The sequence below is a fragment of the Pseudomonas sp. E1BtOHC1 genome (assembly GCF_058744285.1).
Map to the genome: position 1 here is coordinate 3,707,521 of NZ_CP196023.1, position 20,053 is coordinate 3,727,573.

General features: G+C 64.9%; 19 protein-coding genes. 15 read left to right on the plus strand and 4 right to left on the minus strand.

The features are described from left to right. Positions 1-158 precede the first annotated feature (158 nt). The 6 genes from ACSSVC_RS17085 (at position 159) to hcnC (ending at position 5,402) form a co-directional block, all read left to right on the plus strand. Entirely contained in the window at positions 159-500 is a 342-nt protein-coding gene (locus tag ACSSVC_RS17085; RefSeq protein WP_346632617.1) for a YdcA family protein, read from the plus strand. A gap of 38 nt (positions 501-538) precedes the next feature. After that, entirely contained in the window at positions 539-925 is a 387-nt protein-coding gene (locus ACSSVC_RS17090; RefSeq protein WP_346632618.1) for a hypothetical protein, read from the plus strand. Positions 926-1,111: 186 nt separating this feature from the next. Continuing rightward, positions 1,112-2,053, plus strand: a complete 942-nt coding sequence (locus tag ACSSVC_RS17095; protein WP_492611046.1) for a hypothetical protein — start codon at positions 1,112-1,114, stop codon at positions 2,051-2,053. Between the two features lie 379 nt (positions 2,054-2,432). Then, entirely contained in the window at positions 2,433-2,750 is a 318-nt protein-coding gene (hcnA, locus tag ACSSVC_RS17100) for a cyanide-forming glycine dehydrogenase subunit HcnA (RefSeq protein WP_102864437.1), read from the plus strand. Beyond that, entirely contained in the window at positions 2,747-4,156 is a 1,410-nt protein-coding gene (hcnB, locus tag ACSSVC_RS17105; protein ID WP_346632620.1) for a cyanide-forming glycine dehydrogenase subunit HcnB, read from the plus strand. The genes hcnA and hcnB overlap by 4 nt, the downstream gene beginning before the upstream one ends. Continuing rightward, on the plus strand, positions 4,149-5,402 hold the full coding sequence (gene hcnC, locus ACSSVC_RS17110; RefSeq protein ID WP_492611047.1) for a cyanide-forming glycine dehydrogenase subunit HcnC: 1,254 nt from the start codon (positions 4,149-4,151) through the stop codon (positions 5,400-5,402). The genes hcnB and hcnC overlap by 8 nt, the downstream gene beginning before the upstream one ends. A 233-nt stretch (positions 5,403-5,635) precedes the next feature. On the opposite strand, the gene ACSSVC_RS17115 is transcribed toward hcnC, so the two are convergent. Both ACSSVC_RS17115 and ACSSVC_RS17120 read right to left on the minus strand, forming a co-directional pair. After that, positions 5,636-6,247, minus strand: a complete 612-nt coding sequence (locus tag ACSSVC_RS17115; RefSeq protein WP_346632622.1) for a glutathione S-transferase — start codon at positions 6,245-6,247, stop codon at positions 5,636-5,638. 147 nt (positions 6,248-6,394) lie between these two features. After that, positions 6,395-7,618, minus strand: coding sequence for a multidrug effflux MFS transporter (locus ACSSVC_RS17120; RefSeq protein ID WP_492611048.1), 1,224 nt, complete (start codon positions 7,616-7,618; stop codon positions 6,395-6,397). A 92-nt stretch (positions 7,619-7,710) separates the two neighbouring features. On the opposite strand from ACSSVC_RS17120, the gene pdxR reads away from it, so the two are divergent. The 3 genes from pdxR to ACSSVC_RS17135 all read left to right on the plus strand — a co-directional run bounded on the left by pdxR (position 7,711) and on the right by ACSSVC_RS17135 (position 10,467). Further along, positions 7,711-9,180 (plus strand): MocR-like pyridoxine biosynthesis transcription factor PdxR, encoded by a 1,470-nt coding sequence (gene pdxR, locus ACSSVC_RS17125; RefSeq protein ID WP_492611049.1) that lies wholly within the window; start codon positions 7,711-7,713, stop codon positions 9,178-9,180. Positions 9,181-9,262: 82 nt separating this feature from the next. Next, a complete protein-coding gene (locus tag ACSSVC_RS17130) occupies positions 9,263-10,183 on the plus strand; it encodes a DHH family phosphoesterase (protein WP_346632625.1) in 921 nt (306 codons plus the stop codon). A 14-nt stretch (positions 10,184-10,197) separates the two neighbouring features. Further along, positions 10,198-10,467, plus strand: coding sequence for a DUF7660 family protein (locus tag ACSSVC_RS17135; RefSeq protein WP_346632626.1), 270 nt, complete (start codon positions 10,198-10,200; stop codon positions 10,465-10,467). 15 nt (positions 10,468-10,482) lie between these two features. Here the strand turns inward: ACSSVC_RS17135 and ACSSVC_RS17140 are convergent, their stop codons facing one another. Both ACSSVC_RS17140 and ACSSVC_RS17145 read right to left on the minus strand, forming a co-directional pair. Further along, positions 10,483-11,403: a MurR/RpiR family transcriptional regulator gene (locus tag ACSSVC_RS17140; RefSeq protein WP_346632627.1), complete on the minus strand. Its 921-nt coding sequence runs from the start codon at positions 11,401-11,403 to the stop codon at positions 10,483-10,485. A 152-nt stretch (positions 11,404-11,555) separates the two neighbouring features. After that, on the minus strand, positions 11,556-11,717 hold the full coding sequence (locus tag ACSSVC_RS17145; RefSeq protein ID WP_404939553.1) for a hypothetical protein: 162 nt from the start codon (positions 11,715-11,717) through the stop codon (positions 11,556-11,558). On the opposite strand from ACSSVC_RS17145, the gene ACSSVC_RS17150 reads away from it, so the two are divergent. From ACSSVC_RS17150 to iolD, 6 genes are all read left to right on the plus strand, one after another. Continuing rightward, positions 11,716-13,656: a bifunctional 5-dehydro-2-deoxygluconokinase/5-dehydro-2-deoxyphosphogluconate aldolase gene (locus ACSSVC_RS17150; protein WP_404939555.1), complete on the plus strand. Its 1,941-nt coding sequence runs from the start codon at positions 11,716-11,718 to the stop codon at positions 13,654-13,656. The two genes, ACSSVC_RS17145 and ACSSVC_RS17150, sit on opposite strands and share 2 nt — an antisense overlap. 130 nt (positions 13,657-13,786) lie before the next feature. Then, entirely contained in the window at positions 13,787-14,695 is a 909-nt protein-coding gene (gene iolE, locus ACSSVC_RS17155) for a myo-inosose-2 dehydratase (protein WP_346632630.1), read from the plus strand. Then, positions 14,692-15,498 (plus strand): 5-deoxy-glucuronate isomerase, encoded by an 807-nt coding sequence (gene iolB, locus ACSSVC_RS17160; protein WP_492611050.1) that lies wholly within the window; start codon positions 14,692-14,694, stop codon positions 15,496-15,498. Before iolE ends, iolB begins: the two co-directional genes overlap by 4 nt. Before the next feature lie 112 nt (positions 15,499-15,610). After that, positions 15,611-17,110, plus strand: a complete 1,500-nt coding sequence (locus ACSSVC_RS17165) for a CoA-acylating methylmalonate-semialdehyde dehydrogenase (RefSeq protein ID WP_492611051.1) — start codon at positions 15,611-15,613, stop codon at positions 17,108-17,110. A gap of 36 nt (positions 17,111-17,146) precedes the next feature. Further along, entirely contained in the window at positions 17,147-17,968 is an 822-nt protein-coding gene (locus tag ACSSVC_RS17170) for a TIM barrel protein (protein ID WP_346632633.1), read from the plus strand. Positions 17,969-18,100: 132 nt separating this feature from the next. Continuing rightward, positions 18,101-20,038 (plus strand): 3D-(3,5/4)-trihydroxycyclohexane-1,2-dione acylhydrolase (decyclizing), encoded by a 1,938-nt coding sequence (gene iolD, locus ACSSVC_RS17175; protein ID WP_492611052.1) that lies wholly within the window; start codon positions 18,101-18,103, stop codon positions 20,036-20,038. Positions 20,039-20,053 lie beyond the last annotated feature (15 nt).

Here is a 20,053-nt window from a genome sequence, read left to right on the forward strand (position 1 = left end):
GCTTAGCGGTTCGTGACACAGGCGGGCATTTTGCCAAGAAACTGTGGCCGGGATTCTAAATAAACTTTCATCTGGCTTGGCGTCTGGTCCGCGCAGCCCGAGTCAGGGGTGTTGAAGCTTGATATCATCCGGCCACTTTTTTGCCAGGAGGCGTCACCATGAGTGCCCTGACTCGGGTCGGCTGGAAGCCCTTTGTCGTTGTATGCCTGATGCTGCTGTGCAGCGCGGCGGCCCAGGCGGCCAATCAACCCTGTTCCGGAAACAAAGGCGGCATCGCCCGTTGTGACGGCGAGCTGTTCCTGTGCAACGACGGCTCCATCAGTGCCTCGAAGAAGAACTGCGCGCTGATGTTCGGCCAGCGCTCCTCCACCCCCCGCGCCGAACCGCTGCTGCGCGATGCTCAGGGTTGTACCTGCGGCAGCGGCAGTTTCTGTACCGGACCGCGGGGCGGGGTCTACTGCCTGACCCCCAGTGGCAATAAAAGCTACAAGCGGCGTTGAAGCCCCGATTGAGCTTCTCTGTATCAAGGTGTCATGCAATGAAATACGCATCACGTTTCAAGGGGCTGTTGTGGCTGGTGGTGGCTAGCCTGCTGTTGAGTCTCGCCGTGGATCTGGCGCTGCGCCTGCCGGGCTATCTGCAGGCCTATGCCGCCGATCCCCGCTATGCGCGGTGGATGCTGGGGTATCGCGCCCTGGACGTCCTGGTCATTGCCCTGATGGCGGCGATAGTGCCGGGCATCATGCGGCTGCTGGATTTTCGCCGGTCCGCCTGGCTGGCATTGCCGCTCTTTACCTTGTGGGGGCAGGGCATCGCGCAATTGACGCTGGCGGGCAACCTGCTGCTGGCGCTGTGGGTCCTGGGCCTGCTGGGGCACTGGTGCTATACCCGGGGCCGGGAGCTTTACCTGAGCAAGCGCGCCTGAGGGCGCCGCCGTGCAGAACGCCCGCCACAAAACCCCCTGGCCGGTAAAATGCACGATCCAGGTGTGGCAATTAATCGCAAGCCATTGAAATACATCGGTTTATAAAGTTCGTGCAACTGGCACGGTGACTGCACTTCTCCCTTCGAGACGTGTAACACCCTCTTTCATGCCTGGAGCAGAACAACAATGAACAGACCCTCTGAACACCTGCTCGCCACTGCGGACGCCTCGAGTCATTACTCGGGGGTGTCCTGGGCGGCGATCTTCGCCGGCGCCGCGGCGGCTGCAGCCTTGTCCCTGATCCTTTTACTGCTGGGCTTCGGCCTGGGCTTTTCCGCGGTTTCGCCCTGGGCCGGCAGTGGCATCAGTGCCAAGGGGCTGGGTATCTCCAGCATTGTCTGGTTGGCCCTGACGCAGATTCTGGCCGCCGGGTTGGGCGGCTACCTCGCCGGGCGCCTGCGGGTGAAGTGGGCCAATCTGCACGGCGATGAAGTGTATTTCCGTGACACGGCCCACGGCTTCCTGGCCTGGGCCGTGGCCACCCTGGTGACCGCGACTCTGGCGGTGGGCTCGGTGACGAGCGTCATCAGCGGCGGCGTGCAGGCCGGTGCCCAGGTTGCTTCCGGGGCCGCCAGCGCCGCGACCCAAGTGGCCGGTCATGCGGCGGCCCAGGGCTCCCAGGACGATTACGGCTATTTCGTCGACAGCCTGTTCCGCGATGATCGCCCGGTGGCGGTCAGCGACGATGCGGCGCGGGGCACGGTGTCGCGGATCTTCGTGCGCACCTTGAGCAACGACGGTCAGCTCTCGCCTGAGGACCGCAGCTACCTGGCGCAACTGGTGGCCCAGCGCACCAACCTCAGCCAGGCCGAAGCCGAGCGTCGGGTGGACGAGGTGTACGCCAAGACCCAGCAAGCGGTGCATGAAGCCAAACAAGCCGCCCGAGAGGCCGCCGACAGTGCCGCCAAGGTGGCTGCCTGGTCGTCGTTGTGGATGTTCATCGCACTGCTCTGCGGGGCCTTCTTCGCCAGTCTGGCGGCGACCTTCGGCGGCCGTCGCCGGGATGCCGTGGTCTGGTTTGAAACCGACGTCCAGCCGCGCACCGTGGCCCCGACTCCCGTTCACTGACCCAGGAGAACTCCCATGCGCTCATTACTGTTGTGGTTCCTCGGTGTGCCGATCCCGGTGATTATCCTGATCGCCATTTTCGTGCACTAAGCATCGTCTTCGACGCGGGCTGCCCGTTGTCCATGCGCCGCTGCCGGCTTCTGCCGGTAGCGGCTTTTTTGTGGCCTGTGTCGCAAGTCTGAGAGAGGGGGGGCGGTGCTTGGGGGCGCACCGGCCTTTTGCTTGGCCCAGATCAATATTCCTGTCGGACAAAAGTACTAGATTGGCCCGCGCTCGGTTCTGACAGAGTCTTCGGAACCGCGGTGTTACCACGTCCTCGCCCCAGGATTGCGGGCGGCAGGATGCCGGTACCCCACTCACTTCTCACGGATGAACCGCAATGCGTCAGATAGACCGCAATTTTGATATTCAGCCGCTGCAGCATGCGGACATGACCATCAGTCTCAACGGCCAGCCGGTCACTGCCGCCCTGGGTGAAACAGTTCTCAGCGTGATCCAGGCCACCGGCCTGCGCCAGGTGGCGCGCAACGACCACGGGCAACTGGTGGGTGCCTACTGCGGCATGGGCGTGTGCCATTGCTGCCTGGTGCAGATCGACGGCCGTCACAAGCGCCGCGCCTGCCAGACCCTGGTCAAGCCGGGGATGCAGGTGCAGACCCTGAGCAACCGCATCAGCGAGACGGAGCCCACGGTATGAGCCTGAACCCGGTAATTGTCGGCGGTGGGCCGGCGGGCATGGCGGCGGCCATCGAGCTGGCCGAGCACGGCGTGCGCAGCACCCTGATCGAAGAAGCCTCGCGCCTGGGCGGCGTGGTCTTTCGCGGCCCGCTGCGCGATGGCGTGCAACTGGATTACCTGGGACCGCGCTACTGCGACATGCTGGCCAAGCTGCACGGGGATTTCGGCGATCACGAACAGATGATCGAGGTGCGCCTCAACAGTCGGGTGATCGGCGCCGAGGGCTTCGACAGCCTGATGCTGCTGGATGCCGACGAGCAGGTGCAGCAGGTGACCTATGGGCAATTGTTGCTGGCGGCCGGCTGCCATGAGCGCAGCGTGCCGTTTCCTGGCTGGACGCTGCCGGGGGTCAAGTTGCTCGGTGGCCTGCAACTGCAGATCAAGAGCGGCGTGGTCAAGCCGCAAGGTCCGGTGGTGATCGCGGGCACCGGGCCCTTGTTGCCATTGGTGGCGTGCCAGTTGCACGCCTCGGGCGTGCGGGTGGCCGGGGTCTACGAGGCCAGTGCCCTGAGCAAGATCGCCAAGCAGAGCCTGGCCCTGCTGAACAAGCCCCAGCTGTTTCTCGACGGTCTGAGCATGCTGGCCTACCTCAAGCTCCACGGCATCCCCCTGCGCTATGGCTGGGGCGTGGTGGAAGCCCAGGGCCAGGATGCCTTGAGCGTGGTCACGGTCGCCCCTTATTCCGCCGACTGGCAGCCGGACATGGCTCAGGCCCAGCGCATTGCTGCCCAGACCCTGGCGGTGGGTTATGGCTTCATTCCCCGGACCCAACTGAGCCAGCAAATGGGCCTGGATCATGGCTTCAGCGACGACGGCTATCTGCGGGCTAGCGCCAACGCCTGGCAGCAGAGCAGCGAGCCGCACATCCACCTGGCCGGCGACATGGGCGGGATTCGGGGTGGTGAAGCAGCGATGCTTACCGGCCGCATCGCGGCGCTGTCGATCCTCATGCAGCGCGATGTACTGACCAACGAGGCGGCCTTGCAACGGCGCCAGGGCTACCAGCGCAAGCTGGCCTCGATCCTGCGCTTTCGCGGCGCGGTGGACCGCTATACCGCACGTGGCACCGGGCAGATAGACCTGCCCAAGGGCGACACCGTGATCTGCCGTTGTGAACACACCACCCGCAACGATATCGAGCGCGCCCTGTCCCAGGGCGTGCAGGACATGGCCAGTCTGAAGATGCGCACCCGGGTGAGCATGGGCGACTGCCAGGGACGGATGTGCGTCGGCTATTGCAGCGACCGCCTGCGCCAGGCCACCGGACGCAAGGATGTGGGCTGGATTCGCCCGCGCTTCCCGTTGGACCCGATTCCGTTTTCCGCCTTTGCCGCACCTGACCAGGAGGTCCCCGGACATGAGTAAGTATTACGACGTGGTGATCGCCGGTGGCGGCGTGATCGGGGCGTCCTGCGCCTATCAGCTGTCCAAGCGCAAAGACCTCAAAGTGGCGCTGATCGATGCCAAGCGTCCAGGCAATGCCAGCCGGGCCTCGGCCGGTGGCCTGTGGGCCATTGGCGAGTCGGTGGGCCTGGGTTGCGGGGTGATCTTCTTTCGCATGATGTCGGCCAACCGCAAGCGCGAGGCGCAGGGTTCGGCGGTGGTGGTGGACTCCAGCACTCCGCATATCCTGCCGCAGTCGTTCTTTGACTTCGCCCTGCAGTCCAACGAACTGTACCCGCGTCTGCACCGTGAACTGATCGGCTTGCACGGCATGGACTTCAAGTTCGAACAGACCGGGCTCAAGTTCGTCATCTATGACGACGAGGACCGCCTGTACGCCGAGCACATTGTCGGTTGCATCCCGCACCTGTCCGATCAGGTGCGCTGGCTCGACCAGGCGGCCCTGCGCGCCGCCGAGCCGAAGGTCAGCCACGAAGCCCAGGGCGCCCTGGAATTCCTCTGCGATCACCAGGTCAACCCCTTCCGCCTGACCGATGCCTACACCGAAGGCGCCCGGCAGAACGGCGTGGATGTGTACTTCAACACCAACGTCACCGGAGTTTTGCACCAGGGCAGTCGGGTCAGTGGGGTGCAGACCGCCGAAGCCGGGCTGTTCCATTGCTCGACCCTGATCAATGCCGCCGGTGCCTGGGCCGCCGAGCTGAGCCTGCAGGCCACCGGGGTGGAGATTCCGGTGAAGCCGGTGAAGGGCCAGATCCTCCTCACCGAACGCATGCCCAAGCTGCTCAATGGCTGCCTGACCACCAGCGACTGCTACATGGCGCAGAAGGACAACGGCGAGATCCTGATTGGCAGTACCACCGAGGACAAGGGTTTCGACGTCAGCACCACCTACCCGGAAATCAATGGCCTGGTGCAGGGCGCGGTGCGCTGCATCCCTGAGCTGGCCCAGGTCAACCTCAAGCGCTGCTGGGCGGGCCTGCGCCCGGGCTCGCCGGATGAGCTGCCGATTCTTGGGCCGATGGACGGGGTCGAGGGTTACCTCAACGCCTGCGGACACTTCCGTACCGGCATCCTGACCTCGGCGATCACCGGTGTCCTGCTGGACAAACTGGTGAACGACGAAGCCCTGCCGCTGGACATCACTCCGTTCCTGGCCCGGCGTTTTGCCACGGCCCCTGCGAAGAAACAGCCCGAACCGGCCTGACAGATCCCCGCGGGGAACTGCCGGACCGTCGTAGGAGCTGGCTTGCCAGCGAATACGGTCTCAAGAGCGCTGCACGGCTCACGGGCCTCTTCGCCGGCAAGCCGGCTCCTACGCAGATCTGTGGGGGCTGTCGTAGGAGCTGGCTTGCCAGCGAATGCGTTTCCAAGAGCGCCACAAGGCTTACGGGTCGCTTCGCCGGCAAGCCGGCTCCTACGGTGAGGGCGGTGTGGAGGTCAGGTGGCGGGGGTGGCGAGGAACACCGGCAGGTGTTCGGCGTATTCGGTATAGCTGCGTACCGCCGGGAATTGCTCGGGACCGAACTGGTCCGCCACCATCATCTGGCTGAAACTCCAGGCCACCGCCAGGCTGATTCCGGCCTGGCTCAGGGAGCCGTCCCGGGGCAAGGGGCGTTTCTGCAGTTCCTGTTCCAGCTCGGTATAAGCGGCCTGCAACTGGCCGCCCACCCGTTCCAGCCAGGGTCCATGCTGTTTCTCGGCCGGGCGCAGGTTTCTTTCGTAGACGATTTGCACCGACTTCTCACAGGCCGCCAGGGCCAGGCCAATCAGCCGCAACTCATGCAAACGTTCCGGCAGGGCCGAGGGCATCAGGCTCCTGTGCGGGCCGGCCAGGGTTTCCAGGTAGTCGAGGATCAGGCTCGAATCCATCAGCACTTCACCCCCGTCGCAGACCAGGGTCGGCGCCTTGACCACCGGGTTGATGGCCTTGAACTGCTCGAAGGTGCTGAACACCGAGACCGAGTGGTGTTCGAAGGGCAGGTCCAGGCATTTGAGGCTGATGGCGACGCGGCGTACGAAGGGCGAATCGAGCATTCCTATGAGTTTCATCACGTATTTCCTTGTCTTGAACGGCACAACGGATGGGAACGGCGCGGCTAATGTAGCGGCATTGGTTTCGTGTTGAACAGGGCCACTTTGCTACTTGCGCACCAGTCACCGGTGCAGGCGCCATTCTGCCTCAGCCGGCTCCAGCGCCTAGCGCTTCCGAGGCCGCAGGTACCACCAGACCAGGCCCAGGGCGACGCTGAACAGGCCGGTCAGGGCTTGCAGCGATCCGGCCGGGCTGTCTGCCAACAAGCTGGCAAGCAGCCCGCAGCCGGCGGTCATGGCCATCTGGATAAAGAAGAACAGCCCCGAGGCGGTGCCCGCCACCGCCGCATAGGGTTGCAGGATCGCCAACTGGCAGGCGGGAATCGCCAGGCCCACCGAGAGCATCAGCGGCAGCATCGGCAAGACAATTGCCCACAGGCTGTCGGGCCACAGGCTGCGGGAGATCAGCAGCAGGCCGGCGCCAGTCAGGTTCAGCAGGCAGGCCCCGGCAATCAGGCGGTCGGCGCGGTGGCGTACCCCCAGGCGCTGGAACAGTCGGGAGCCGAGCAGGTAGCCGGCCACGGTGGCGGCGAACACCAGGGCGTAAGTGCTGGAGGACAGCCCCAGTTGGCGCTGCAACAGTGCCGGCGATTGCAGGATAAAAGGGAAATAGGTGCAGTACAGGCAGCCGATGACCAGGGAGTAACGCATGAAGTAGGCCTCGCCCAGCAGGCGCAGGTACAGGCGCGGCAAGCGTTTGGCGGCCACGGGGGAGAGCTGCGGCGGGCGGGTTTCGGCAAGGCGCTTGTACATCAGCAGCCAGGCCGCTGCGGCCACCAGGCTCAGGCACAGAAACAAGCCGCGCCAGCCCAGCAGCTGGTCGATCAGGCTGCCCAGCGGCGGCGCCAGCATGGGCGACAGGGCAATGCCCATGGACAACAGCCCGAGCAGTCGCGGCTGCTCCTCGGGCGCGCAGCGGTCGCGGACCATGACCCGGCCGATCAGGGTGCCGCAGCAACCGCCCAACGCTTGCAGCAGACGGGCGACCATCAGCACCTCGACGCTGGCGGCGAGCATGCAGGCCAGGCTGGCCAGCAGGAACAGCGCCGTGCCCGCCAGCAGCACCGGGCGCCGTCCATAACGGTCGCACAACGGCCCGCCCAGCAGCATCGACAGGGCATAGCCGAGCATGTACAGGCTCAGGGTCAGTTGCAGCTGGGCGTCGCTGGCCATCAGCTCGTCGGCCATGGCCGGCAGCGCCGGCAGGTACAGGTCGATGCTGATCCTTGGCAGGCAGACCACCACCAGCAGCAACAAGGTCCAGAGCCAGGGGGCGAGGGTGGGTTCAACAGCAATGGAGCGGGTCGTGGAGGGGCTAACGGGTGGCATGGCAGGCTCGGGGCAAGGGGGCACGGCGCTGAAATTAAGGTGTTTATGGTTTAATGCCGAGCACCGTTTAGAGTGCTTTTGACTGGACCACTATGAGCCGTGGAAAACACCCCGTGCCCCTCGACCTGCCCCTGCCACAGCGCATGGATGAAGCCCTGGGCAAGCAGGACAGCGCCTACGGCGCGTTGCGCCAGGCAATCCTGGAAAAACGCCTGCCGGCCGGCTGCCGCTTGCCCTCGACCCGCACCCTGGCCCAGCGCTGGGGCATGTCCCGGGGCACCCTGGAAGTGGTCTTCGACCGCTTGCGCAGCGAAGGCTATGTGAGCCGGGCCAGCGGTTCCGGGACCCGGGTCTGCGCGGTGGTGCCGGACCTGTATCTGAGCGCCCCGGCACGGGTGGCACCCTGCGCCGCCAGTGACAACCAGCCCTCGTATCCGCCGCTCGGCGTGCGTGCCGGCCAGCCCTTCGTTGCCCGGCTGGCCGATCCGGCGCTGTTTCCCCTGCAACGCTGGACCCGCTCGCTGACCCGGGCGCTGGGCAGTGCCTCGGCGCAATCGCTATGCGATGCCGACCCCGCCGGCCTGCCGGCGCTGCGCCAGCAGATCGCCGAGTACCTGGGGCAGCACCGGGGCATCGCCTGCTATGCCGGGCAAGTGATGATCACCACTGGCATCCGCCACGGCCTCGACCTGCTGGCCCGCAGCCTGCTCAATACAGGGGACAAGGTCTGTATCGAAGACCCCGGCTACCTCTCGGCCCAGAGCCTGTTTGCCCTGGCCGGGGCCCGGTTGGTGCCGATCCCGGTGCAGGAAGAGGGTATCGACGTGACGCAACTGCAAGGCCACGGCGATGCACGCATGGTCTACGTGACCCCGGCCCATCAGGCGCCCCTGGGCATGACCATGCCGGTGTCCCGGCGCCTGGCGCTGCTGGAGTGGGCCCGGCACAGCGACACCTGGGTGGTGGAAGACGATTACGACAGCGAATTCAACTACCAGAGCGCGCCCCTGGCAGCCCTCAAGTCCCTGGACCCTGATGACCGGGTGATCTACTGCGGCAGTTTCAACAAGACCCTGTTCGCCGGTTTGCGCGTGGGTTTCATGCTGGTGCCCGAGGCGCTGCGTGCCCGGCTGCTGGCCACCTTGCAGAACACCGGGCGTTCGGTGGGGGTGATCGAACAGCTGGCCCTGGCCGACTACATCGCCAGTGGCGCCTTTCTGCGCAACCTGCGGGCGGCGCGCCAGGCCTATCAGGAGCGCCGCGACCTGCTGCTGGCGATCCTCGCCCGGGAGGCGGCGGGCTGCTACCGGGTCAGCGGCCAGCAAGCCGGGCTGCACCTGCTGCTGGAATTGCCGCCGGGCAGCGATGAGGCGGGGTTCCGTCAGCGAGCCGCGCAGCAAGGTCTGCTGCTGCAGGGGGTGATCGAGCACTGCCAGCAGGTGCGCCGGCCGGCGGCGGTGATCGTCGGCTACGCGGCCCTGAGCCTGGCGCAGATCCGTTTCAGCGGCGCGCGGCTGGCGGCCCTGCTGGTGGCCGAAGCGGGGCAAGAGCCAGAAACATGAACACCGACTGTCATCTGGCTGTCATCTCGCTCGGGCACCCTCGGCGCCCCGGCCTTCGGCCTTTGTGGATTACACGGACGTCATGATCATTGTCACCGCCGGTGCGGCCTATCTGGATATCGACGCCTACGCCGGTTGCATCGCCTACGCCGAGTGGCTCAACCTCAGCGGCCGCCCGGCTCGGGCCCTGAGCAGCGCCCCGCTCAACGAGAGCATCCCGGCCGACTTCCGCCAGCGCCTCAAGGGCCTGGACAGCCACGTCCCGGAGGGCGCCGATCAGTTCGTGCTGGTGGACATTTCCAATCACCTGCACCTGGACCCGCTGGTGGACCTCGCCCGGGTGGTGGAGGTCATCGACCATCACCCCGGGTTCGAGGCCTTCTGGGACGAGCGCCTGGGCAAATACGCGGATATCCGCCCGATCGGCGCCGCCTGCACCCAGGTCTATGAGCGCTGGCGCGATTCCGGGCTGCTGCCGAAGATCAGCCGCGACAGCGCGCAACTGCTGGCGGCGGGGATTCTCGACAATACCCTGAACTTCAGCGACCAGGGTTGTACTGCGGCGGACCGCCAGGCCTACGCGGCTCTGGCCGCGCTTGCCGACCTGGGCCCCGAGTGGCCTGAAGAGTATTTCAAGCAGTGCCAGCAGCAGATCGAAGCGCAACTGCCCGAGGCCCTGCTCAAGGACCTGAAGCTGCTCGAACCTTCCAGCAACCTGCCGCGGCGCTTTGCCCAACTGACCCTGTGGCAGGGCCAGGGCCTGCTGGCGCGCCAGCGCAGCCTGATCGAGCAGGTGCTGGGGCAGTGGGGCGATGACTGGCTGCTGAACCTGATCAGCCTCAGTGAGGGCAAAAGCTACCTGCTGACCGGCAGCCCGGGCAGTGCCCACAAGCTGGAGCGGCTGCTAGAGTGCAGCGCCCTGGACCGCGTGCATTGCCTGGCCCGGCCGATCCTGCGCAAGGAACTGCTGCGCAAGGGCCTGGCGCTCCAGGCCCCGTCCTGAATCCGGAGAACCCCATGGACCTTGAACAACGCTTGCAGCAGGTGCATGACGAGCAGAGCTTCCTCGACTTCGTCCAGGCGCTGATTGCCGACCGCCGCGAGGCGCAGCGCAGCACCGAGGCCGGCGCGGCCGACAGTTGGCACAACCATTCCATCGAAGACTTTCTCGACGGCGCCCACGCCTGGGCCGAGGCCACCGGCGTCGGTGCCACCCAGGGGCTGGTGGAGGCCTCGCCCTGGCAGCGTTTCGCGGTGTTCCTGTACTGCGGCAAGATCTACGAGTAGCACCGCTCGGGCGGGCTAGTCGTCGAAGCCGCCTTGCTCATGAATCTCGTCCACTTTCAATTCCAGGCGGTACGCCACGGCGATAAACAGCGCCTGGCACAGGCACAGGGTGGCGCTCAGTGAGCGGAAGGCGAAGGAGCTGCCTTCATTGACCAACAGCACGCTGTTGGCGCGCTTGGCCAGGGGCGACAGGGTGCTGTCGGTGATGATCAGGGTCTTGGCCTGGTTGTGCTGGGCAATGCGCAGGCAGTGCTGGGTCTCTTTGCCATAGGGGGTGAAGCTGATGGCGATCACCAAGTCGTTGGGGCGGATGCTGCGCATCTGCTCGCGGTAGCTGCCGCCCAGGCCCGACACCAGATGAATGCGCTTGTTGGTGTGCTGCAGGTTGTACACCAGGTAGTCGGCCACGGCGAAGGAACGGCGCACCCCGACCACGTAGATGTTGTCGGCATTGACTACCAGGTCCACGGCCTTGTCGAAAGCCACGTCGTCCAGTTCCAGGCCCAGGCGTTCGATGCCCGAGAGGGTGGCGTTCACGCATTCGCGAGCCAGGTCGCCACCGCTGGCTTTCTGCGACTTGTTGGCAATCATGCTGCGGATGCGCTGCTGGTAGTTCTGTACCGGCGTGGCCTTGTGGGTGTAGGCCTCGCGAAACAGCGCCTGCATTTCACTGAAGCCGCTGAAGCCGAAACGCTGGGAGAAGCGCACGATGGCCGAGGGATGCACTTCGCATTCCCGGGCGATGTCGCTGATGCGGTCGACCATGATCCGGTCGCTCTGCTGGCTCATGTAGCTGGCAATGCGCTTGAGCTGGCGTGGCAGGCTCTCGTATTCCTCGGTGATCAGTTGCAGCAGGCGTTCGGCATTGATCGGGGGGCTGACGAGGTCGCTCTCGGGCGTGCTCTCGGACAAGGCCGGCTGATCGGTGCGGGACATAGAAAATCCTTCTGGCTTGTGCTTATGGGAACGGCCTGTGGCTCCGTCCCCTGACAATAGGTGGGCAGTCGGCAGTCTACAGGCTAGGGGCCCATAAAATCTTCGGGCTGATGCCGGGCGGCGCCTTGCTGAAACGATGCACGACCTCTGGCTCAGGCTTGAAAAAGTTTAATGGAAAAAATATTCCACGTAAAAAACTTATAGAAAAAATATTGATTGGCGCCGAGAGACGTTTTAGTCTGCATCCACCAAGAGTGCTCGACGCCCTCCAGCGGCGGCGAGCACAGGCTGATAAAAATAACAGGAGCCAGCATGGGCCAGACTCGTTTTGCCAGTGGGCGTCAATTGGATCTGATTTGCCTCGGACGCCTGGGCGTCGATCTCTATGCACAGCAGGTCGGTGCGCGGCTGGAGGACGTCAGCAGCTTTGCCAAGTACCTCGGCGGCTCGTCGGCGAACATTGCCTTCGGCACCGCGCGCCTGGGCCTCAAGTCGGCGATGTTGAGCCGGGTTGGCGACGATCACATGGGGCGCTTCCTGGTGGAGTCCCTGGTGCGTGAAGGCTGTGACGTCAGCGCCATCAAGGTCGACCCGCAGCGCCTCACCGCCATGGTCCTGCTGGGCCTCAAGGACCGCGAAACCTTCCCCCTGGTGTTCTACCGCGAGAACTGCGCGGACATGGCGCTGCGCGCCGAAGACATCAACGAAGCCTTTATTGCCTCCAGCAAATCTTTGCTGATCACCGGCACCCATTTCTCCACCGATGGCGTCTACCAGGCCAGCATCCAGGCCCTGGACTATGCGCAAAAACACGGGGTCAAGCGGGTCCTGGACATCGACTACCGGCCGGTGCTCTGGGGCCTGGCGGGCAAGGCTGACGGTGAGACCCGGTTTGTCGCCGATCACCAGGTCAGCCAGCATGTGCAGAGCATCCTGGCGCGCTTCGACCTGATCGTCGGCACCGAAGAAGAATTCCTGATTGCCGGCGGCAGTGAAGACCTGCTGACGGCTCTGCGTACCGTGCGTTCCCTGAGCCGCGCAACCCTGGTGGTCAAGCTCGGCCCGCAAGGGTGCACGGTGATCCACGGCGAGATTCCGCAGCGCCTGGAAGACGGGGCGATCTACCCCGGTGTGCGGGTGGAGGTGCTCAACGTGCTGGGCGCCGGCGATGCCTTTATGTCCGGCTTCCTCAGTGGCTGGCTGGAAGACGCCAGCGATGAGCGCTGCTGCCAGTTGGCCAACGCCTGCGGCGGTCTGGTGGTGTCGCGCCATGCCTGTGCTCCGGCGATGCCGACCCGTGCCGAACTGGATTATCTGTTCAGCAGCCCGGTGCCCATTACCCGTCCCGACCAGGATCCGATCCTGCAACGCCTGCACCGGGTCAGCGTGCCGCGCAAAGCCTGGAAGCAACTGTTCGTCTTTGCCTTCGACCATCGCGGGCAACTGGTGGAACTGGCGCAACAGGGGGGGCAGGACCCGGCGCGTATCAGCGCCCTCAAGCAGCTGTTTATCCAGGCGGTGGAGCGGGTCGAGCACCAGTTGGGCGAGCAGGGCGTGGAGGCCGATGTCGGTCTGCTGGCCGACCAGCGCTTTGGCCAGGACGCACTGAATGCCGCCACCGGTCGCGGCTGGTGGGTGGCGCGGCCAGTGGAGGTCCAGGGCTCGCGGCCACTGGCCTTCGAACATGGGCGCTCGGTGGGCAGCAACCTGATTGCCTGGCCCCAGGAACAGATCATCAAGTGCCTGGTGCAATATCACCCGGACGACGAACCCTTGCTGCGCCTGGAGCAGGAGGCGCAGATCATGGGCCTGTACCAGGCATCCCAGGTCAGCGGCCATGAACTGCTGCTGGAAATCATCCCGCCCAAGGACCTGCCCGGCGCGCATCCCGAGGTGCTCTACCGCAGCCTCAAGCGCCTGTACAACCTGGGCATTTATCCGGCGTGGTGGAAGATCGAGGCACAGTCGGCCGAGGAGTGGAAAAAGCTCGACGAGCTGATCCAGGAGCGCGACCCGTATTGCCGTGGCGTGGTGCTGTTGGGCCTGAATGCGTCGGCCGAGTGCCTGGCCGAGGGCTTCCGGCAAGCGAGCCATAGCCAGACCTGCCGTGGTTTTGCCGTGGGCCGGACGATTTTCCAGGAGCCGAGCCGTGGGTGGCTGGCGGGGGAGATCGACGACGAAACCCTGATCCGGCAAGTCCAGGGCACCTTCGAACAACTGATCAACGCCTGGCGCAGCGCTCGCCCCCTGTAGGAGCCGGCTGGCCGGCCAAGAGGGTCTTGAGCCTGGTGCCAGGCTCGCCGGCGCCCTCGCTGGCAAGCCAGCTCCTACAAGTACAAGGCCGTTCTCCACGCTTTCATGAATAACAACAAAAGGTGCAGCCATGCCCGCCATCCGAATTGGCATCAACCCGATCTCCTGGAGCAACGACGACCTGCCGGCCCTGGGCGGTGAAACGCCCCTGAGCACCGCCCTGAGCGAAGGTAAGGACATCGGCTACGAAGGCTTTGAACTCAACGGCAAGTTCCCCAAGGACGCCAAAGGCGTGGGCGATGTGTTGCGCCCTTACGACCTGGCGCTGGTCTCGGGCTGGTACTCCAGCCGCCTGGCCCGGCGCTCGGTGGCGGAGGAAATCGACGCCATTGCCAGCCACGTCGAACTGCTGAAACGCAACGGCGCCTCGGTGCTGGTTTACGGCGAAGTGGCCGACTCGATCCAGGGCTCACCGGTGCGCTTGATCGAGCGCCCGCGCTTCCACAGTGAACAGGCCTGGCAGGATTACGCCGACAAACTCACGGAGCTGGCGCGCTTCACCCTGTCCCAGGGCGTGCGCCTGGCATATCACCACCATATGGGCGCCTACGTCGAGTCCCCGGCGGACATCGACAAGCTGATGAGCCTGACCGGCGAGGAAGTCGGCCTGTTGTTCGATTCGGGCCATTGCTACATGGGCGGCGGCGAACCCCTGGAGGTGCTGCGCAAGCATATCCAGCGCGTCTGCCACGTGCACTTCAAGGATGTGCGCAAGCCGGTGGTGCAACTGGCGCGCAACAACCTGTGGAGCTTCCCGGATTGCATCGTCAACGGCACCTTCACCGTGCCCGGCGATGGCGACATCGACTTTGCCGCCTTGCTCGATGTGCTGCTGGCCGCCGACTACCACGGCTGGCTGGTGGTGGAAGCCGAGCAGGACCCGGCCGTGGCGCCGAGCTACGTCTACGCAAAAAAAGGTTACGACACCCTGCGGGCCCTGCTGGACGCCGGCCTGCAACGCAGGAGGACTGCCCAATGAGCCTGCTGGTTAAAAGCGCCGCCAAGGGCCGGACCATGGTCCAGCTGCAAGAGGGCGCCCTGGAGTATGTGGGGTTCAGTGCCTACCGCCTGAGCCTGGGGGAAAGCCTGCCGGTCAGCGCCGGCGACAAGGAGCTGTGCCTGGTGCTGCTCAGCGGCCGCATCGACGTACAGGGCGAAGCCCCCCAGGGCGCCTTCCAGTGGGACAACCTGGGCGACCGGCAATCGGTGTTCGAAGACAAATCGCCCTTTGCCGCCTACCTGCCGCCGGGCAGCCAGGCCCAGGTCACCGCCTTGAGCGAGGTGCAGATCGCCGTGTGTGCCGCCCCGGGTGATGCCGCTGCTGGCCTCGGCCCACGGCTGATCCGCCCGGAGCAGTGCAAGCGCAGCGTGCGCGGCAAGGGCGCCAATACCCGCTATGTCTGCGACATCCTGCCCGACAGCGAGCCGGCCCATTCCCTGCTGGTGGTGGAGGTGCGCACGCCGTCCGGGCATTCCTCCAGCTACCCGCCGCACAAGCACGACACCGATGACTTGCCGCACCAGAGCTTTCTGGAAGAGACCTATTACCACCAGGTCAACCCGCCCCAGGGCTTTGTCTTCCAGCGGGTCTACACCGACGACCGCAGCCTCGACCAGGCCATGGCCGTGGAAAACAGCGACCTGGTGGTGGTGCCCAAGGGCTATCACCCGGTCAGCGTGCCTTACGGCTACGAGTCTTATTACCTGAACGTCATGGCCGGACCGAAGCGGGTCTGGCAGTTCCATAACGACCCGCAGCACAGCTGGCTGCTGGATCTCTGAACCCCCGAGTTTCTGAAGCCCTGACTTTCTGGAAACTGAATTTCTGAAAACTGAATTTCTGAAAACTGAATTTCTGAATTGAGACTGCAACCTTTCACGGAGAACAAGAACAATGAGCGATACCCCGGTAGTAGGTCATTACATCGGCGGCCAGGTGCAGGACGCCGGCGAGCGTTTCAGCCAGGTGTTCAACCCGGCCACGGGGGCGGTCCAGGCCCGTGTTGCCCTGGCTAGCCAGAAGACCGTGGACGAGGCTGTGGCCTCGGCGCTGAAGGCCTTTCCGGCCTGGTCCGAACAGTCCTCCCTGCGCCGCGCGCGGGTGATGTTCAAGTTCAAGGAACTGCTGGACCAGCACCACAAGGAACTGGCGCAAATCATCACCCGCGAGCACGGCAAGGTGCTGTCCGACGCCATGGGCGAGGTGACCCGTGGCATCGAGATCGTCGAGTACGCCTGTGGCGCGCCGAACCTTTTGAAAACCGATTTCAGCGACAACATCGGTGGCGGCATCGATAACTGGAACCTGCGCCAGCCCCTGGGCGTGTGTGCCGGGGTCACGCCGTTCAACTTCCCGGTGATGGTGCCGCTGTGGATGATCCCCATTGCCCTGATTACCGGCAACTGCTTCATCCTCAAGCCGTCCGAGCGCGACCCGTCCGCCAGCCTGCTGATGGCGCGCCTGCTGACGGAAGCCGGGTTGCCCGAAGGGGTGTTCAACGTGGTCCAGGGCGACAAGAGCGCCGTGGACGGCTTGCTCCAGCACCCGGACATCGAGGCGATTTCCTTTGTCGGTTCGACGCCGATTGCCGAGTACATCCACCAGCAGGCCAGCGCCCGAGGCAAGCGTGTGCAGGCCCTGGGTGGGGCCAAGAACCATATGATCGTGATGCCCGACGCCGACCTGGACCAGGCCGCCGACGCACTGATCGGTGCGGCCTACGGCTCGGCCGGCGAGCGCTGCATGGCGATCTCCATCGCCGTGGCGGTGGGCGAGGTGGCCGACGAATTGATCGCCAAGCTGCTGCCGCGCATCGATCAACTCAAGGTTGGCAACGGCTTGCAGGGCGACAGCGACATGGGGCCGCTGGTGACCGCCGAGCACAAGGCCCGGGTTGAAGGTTTTATCGACCAGGGCGTGGCCCAGGGTGCGCAGCTGCTGGTGGACGGTCGCGGCTTCAAGGTGCCGGGGGCGGAGCAGGGCTTTTTTGTCGGCGCCACCCTGTTCGATCACGTCACCACCCAGATGAGCATCTACCAGCAGGAAATCTTCGGGCCGGTGCTGGGCATTGTGCGGGTGCCCGACTTTGCCAGCGCGGTGGAGCTGATCAACGCCCATGAATTCGGCAATGGCGTGTCCTGCTTCACCCGCGACGGCGGCGTGGCCCGGGCCTTTGCCCGCACCATCAAGGTGGGCATGGTCGGCATCAACGTACCGATCCCGGTGCCCATGGCCTGGCACTCCTTCGGCGGCTGGAAGCGTTCGCTGTTCGGCGACCACCATGCCTACGGCGAGGAAGGCGTGCGCTTCTACAGCCGCTACAAGAGCGTGATGCAGCGCTGGCCCGACAGCATCGCCAAGGGCCCGGAATTCAGCATGCCGACGGCCAAGTAACTTTCTCGACGCGATGGATTTTGGAGAACAGCCAGCATGAGCCAGCCCCTGCGTTTCGCCCTGAATCGTATGGTTGCACCGCGTTTGTCACTGCCGGAGTTTATTGACCTGGCGGTGACGCTGAAGGCCGATGCCATTGAGATCCGCAACGACCTTGCGGGCGTGGAAATCGAGGACGGCACGCCGCCGGAACGGGTCCGTGAATTGTGCGCGGCCCAGGGTATCAAGGTGTTGTCGATCAACGCCCTGTACCCCTTCGACGTGTGGAACGACGAGCGTCGCCAGCAGACCTTGAAACTCGCCGCCTATGCCCGTGCCTGTGGGGCCGAGGGGCTGGTGATGTGCCCGCTCAATGAGCGTGCCGACCCGCGCACTGAGGCCCAGCGCATCAGCGGTTTGCGCAGCGCTTTGAGCGAGCTGGCGCCGATCCTGCGGGATCACGGCCTGCTGGGGTTTATCGAGCCCCTGGGCTTCGAAGAATGCTCGCTGCGGCGCAAGCGTACGGCGGTGGATGCGATCCGGGCCATCGGCGGCCTGGACGTGTTCCGTCTGGTGCACGACACCTTCCATCACCACTTGGCCAGCGAGCATGAGTTCTTCCCCGAGCTGACCGGGCTGGTGCACATCTCCGGTGTCGAGGACCGCCAAGCGCCGCTCAACAGCATTCGCGACGGCCATCGGGTGCTGGTGGGCGAGGCGGACATCCTCGGCAATGCAGCGCAGATCGACACGTTGCTGAGCAGTGGCTACAGCGGCTACCTGTCGTTCGAACCCTTTGCCGAGAGTGTGCACGGGCTGGCGGATATCCAGCAGGCGATTGGCGCGAGCATTGCCCACCTGCAGCAATCCCTGACTTGACGCCGCCAGTGTGCAGGAGCCGGCTTGCCGGCGAAGGGGCCCTTGCAGAGGGCGCAAACATTGAGCGTGCTTTCGCTGGCAAGCCAGCTCCTAAGGGAGTGTTGGCGACACATCAAAATTAAGGTGCAAACCATGAGTACGACACGCTTGACCATGGCCCAGGCCCTGGTGAAATTCCTCGATAACCAATACGTCGAGGTGGATGGGGTCCAGAGCAAGTTCATCGCCGGGGTCTTCACCATTTTCGGCCACGGCAACGTGCTCGGCCTGGGCCAGGCCCTGGAACAGGACAGTGGCGACCTGGTGGTGCACCAGGGCCGCAACGAGCAGGGCATGGCCCACGCCGCCATCGGTTTCGCCAAGCAGCACCTGCGGCGCAAGATCTACGCCTGCAGCTCTTCGGTGGGCCCCGGCGCGGCCAATATGCTGACCGCGGCGGCCACCGCCACCGCCAACCGGATTCCCTTGCTGTTGCTGCCTGGGGACGTTTACGCCAGCCGCCAGCCGGACCCGGTGCTGCAACAGATCGAACAGTTCCATGACCTGAGCATCAGCACCAACGATGCCTTCAAGGCCGTGAGCAAGTACTGGGACCGGATCAACCGCCCCGAGCAACTGATGAGCGCGGCGATCCACGCCATGCGCGTGCTCACCGACCCGGCGGAAACCGGCGCAGTGACCCTGGCCTTGCCCCAGGATGTGCAGGGCGAAGCCTACGATTACCCGGACTACTTCCTCGCCAGGCGCGTGCATCGCATCGACCGCCGCCCGGCCACCGAGGCCATGCTCGGCGATGCCCTGGCGCTGCTCAAGGGCAAGCGCAAACCGCTGATTATCTGTGGCGGCGGGGTCAAGTATTCCGGGGCCAACCGGGCGTTGCAGGCCTTTGCCGAACGCTTCGGCATCCCCTTTGCCGAAACCCAGGCGGGCAAGAGCGCGGTGGTTTCCGAGCACCCATTGAACGTCGGCGGGATCGGCGAGACCGGCTGCCTGGCGGCCAACCTGCTGGCCAAGGACGCCGATCTGATCATCGGCATCGGCACTCGCTACAGCGACTTCACCACCTCGTCGAAGTGGCTGTTCCAGCACCCCGAGGTGGAGTTCCTCAACCTCAATATCAGCCCCTGCGACGGCCTCAAGCTGGATGGCGTGCAGTTGCTGGCCGATGCCCAGCTCGGCTTGCAGGCCCTGAGCGAAGCCTTGGGCCGCAGTGGCTATCGGGCGGCCTGGGACGGGCAGATCAGCGCGGCCAAGGCTCAGTTGGACGCCGAGGTGGACCGGGTCTATCAGGTGCAATACCAGGACCAGGGTTTTGTCCCGGAGATCAACGACCACATGGACCCGGCGGTGCTGCGGGAATTCATCGAGCTGACCGGCTCCTGCCTGACCCAGAGCCGGGTGCTCGGGGTGCTCAACCAGGCCTTGCCCGAGGACGGCATTATCGTCGCCGCCGCCGGCAGCCTGCCCGGCGACCTGCAGCGCAGCTGGCGCAGCAAGGGGGTCAACACCTACCACGTGGAATACGGCTATTCGTGCATGGGTTACGAGGTCAACGCGGCCCTGGGGGTCAAGCTCGCCGAGCCGGATCGCGAGGTGTACGCCCTGGTGGGCGACGGTTCCTACCTGATGCTGCATTCGGAGCTGGCCACCTCGATCCAGGAGCGGCGCAAGATCAACGTGGTGCTGCTGGACAACATGACCTTCGGTTGCATCAACAACCTGCAGATGGGCCACGGCATGGACAGCTTCGGCACCGAGTTCCGCTACCGCAACCCTTCGAGCGGCAAGCTCGACGGCGGCTTTGTGCCGGTGGACTTCGCCATGAGCGCCGCGGCCTACGGCTGTAAGACGTACAAGGTCAGCACTGAGGAACAACTGCTGGCGGCCCTGGCCGATGCCCGCACCCAGACGGTCTCGACCCTGATCGACATCAAGGTCCTGCCCAAGACCATGATCCACAGCTACCTGTCCTGGTGGCGGGTGGGCGTGGCCCAGGTGTCCACCAGCGAACGCACCGATGCGGCGGCCAAGATCCTTAATCAACGCCTGGCCCAGGCCCGGCAGTACTGATTGCTCTGCAACGCA

Bases quoted from the DNA above. Each gene is read 5' to 3' on its own strand.
- ACSSVC_RS17085 (WP_346632617.1), top strand. From the start codon at position 159: ATGAGTGCCCTGACTCGGGTCGGCTGGAAGCCCTTTGTCGTTGTATGC.
- ACSSVC_RS17090 (WP_346632618.1), top strand. From the start codon at position 539: ATGAAATACGCATCACGTTTCAAGGGGCTGTTGTGGCTGGTGGTGGCT.
- ACSSVC_RS17095 (WP_492611046.1), top strand. From the start codon at position 1,112: ATGAACAGACCCTCTGAACACCTGCTCGCCACTGCGGACGCCTCGAGT.
- hcnA (WP_102864437.1), top strand. From the start codon at position 2,433: ATGCGTCAGATAGACCGCAATTTTGATATTCAGCCGCTGCAGCATGCG.
- hcnB (WP_346632620.1), top strand. From the start codon at position 2,747: ATGAGCCTGAACCCGGTAATTGTCGGCGGTGGGCCGGCGGGCATGGCG.
- hcnC (WP_492611047.1), top strand. From the start codon at position 4,149: ATGAGTAAGTATTACGACGTGGTGATCGCCGGTGGCGGCGTGATCGGG.
- ACSSVC_RS17115 (WP_346632622.1), bottom strand. From the start codon at position 6,247: ATGAAACTCATAGGAATGCTCGATTCGCCCTTCGTACGCCGCGTCGCC.
- ACSSVC_RS17120 (WP_492611048.1), bottom strand. From the start codon at position 7,618: ATGCCACCCGTTAGCCCCTCCACGACCCGCTCCATTGCTGTTGAACCC.
- pdxR (WP_492611049.1), top strand. From the start codon at position 7,711: ATGAGCCGTGGAAAACACCCCGTGCCCCTCGACCTGCCCCTGCCACAG.
- ACSSVC_RS17130 (WP_346632625.1), top strand. From the start codon at position 9,263: ATGATCATTGTCACCGCCGGTGCGGCCTATCTGGATATCGACGCCTAC.
- ACSSVC_RS17135 (WP_346632626.1), top strand. From the start codon at position 10,198: ATGGACCTTGAACAACGCTTGCAGCAGGTGCATGACGAGCAGAGCTTC.
- ACSSVC_RS17140 (WP_346632627.1), bottom strand. From the start codon at position 11,403: ATGTCCCGCACCGATCAGCCGGCCTTGTCCGAGAGCACGCCCGAGAGC.
- ACSSVC_RS17150 (WP_404939555.1), top strand. From the start codon at position 11,716: ATGGGCCAGACTCGTTTTGCCAGTGGGCGTCAATTGGATCTGATTTGC.
- ACSSVC_RS17145 (WP_404939553.1), bottom strand. From the start codon at position 11,717: ATGCTGGCTCCTGTTATTTTTATCAGCCTGTGCTCGCCGCCGCTGGAG.
- iolE (WP_346632630.1), top strand. From the start codon at position 13,787: ATGCCCGCCATCCGAATTGGCATCAACCCGATCTCCTGGAGCAACGAC.
- iolB (WP_492611050.1), top strand. From the start codon at position 14,692: ATGAGCCTGCTGGTTAAAAGCGCCGCCAAGGGCCGGACCATGGTCCAG.
- ACSSVC_RS17165 (WP_492611051.1), top strand. From the start codon at position 15,611: ATGAGCGATACCCCGGTAGTAGGTCATTACATCGGCGGCCAGGTGCAG.
- ACSSVC_RS17170 (WP_346632633.1), top strand. From the start codon at position 17,147: ATGAGCCAGCCCCTGCGTTTCGCCCTGAATCGTATGGTTGCACCGCGT.
- iolD (WP_492611052.1), top strand. From the start codon at position 18,101: ATGAGTACGACACGCTTGACCATGGCCCAGGCCCTGGTGAAATTCCTC.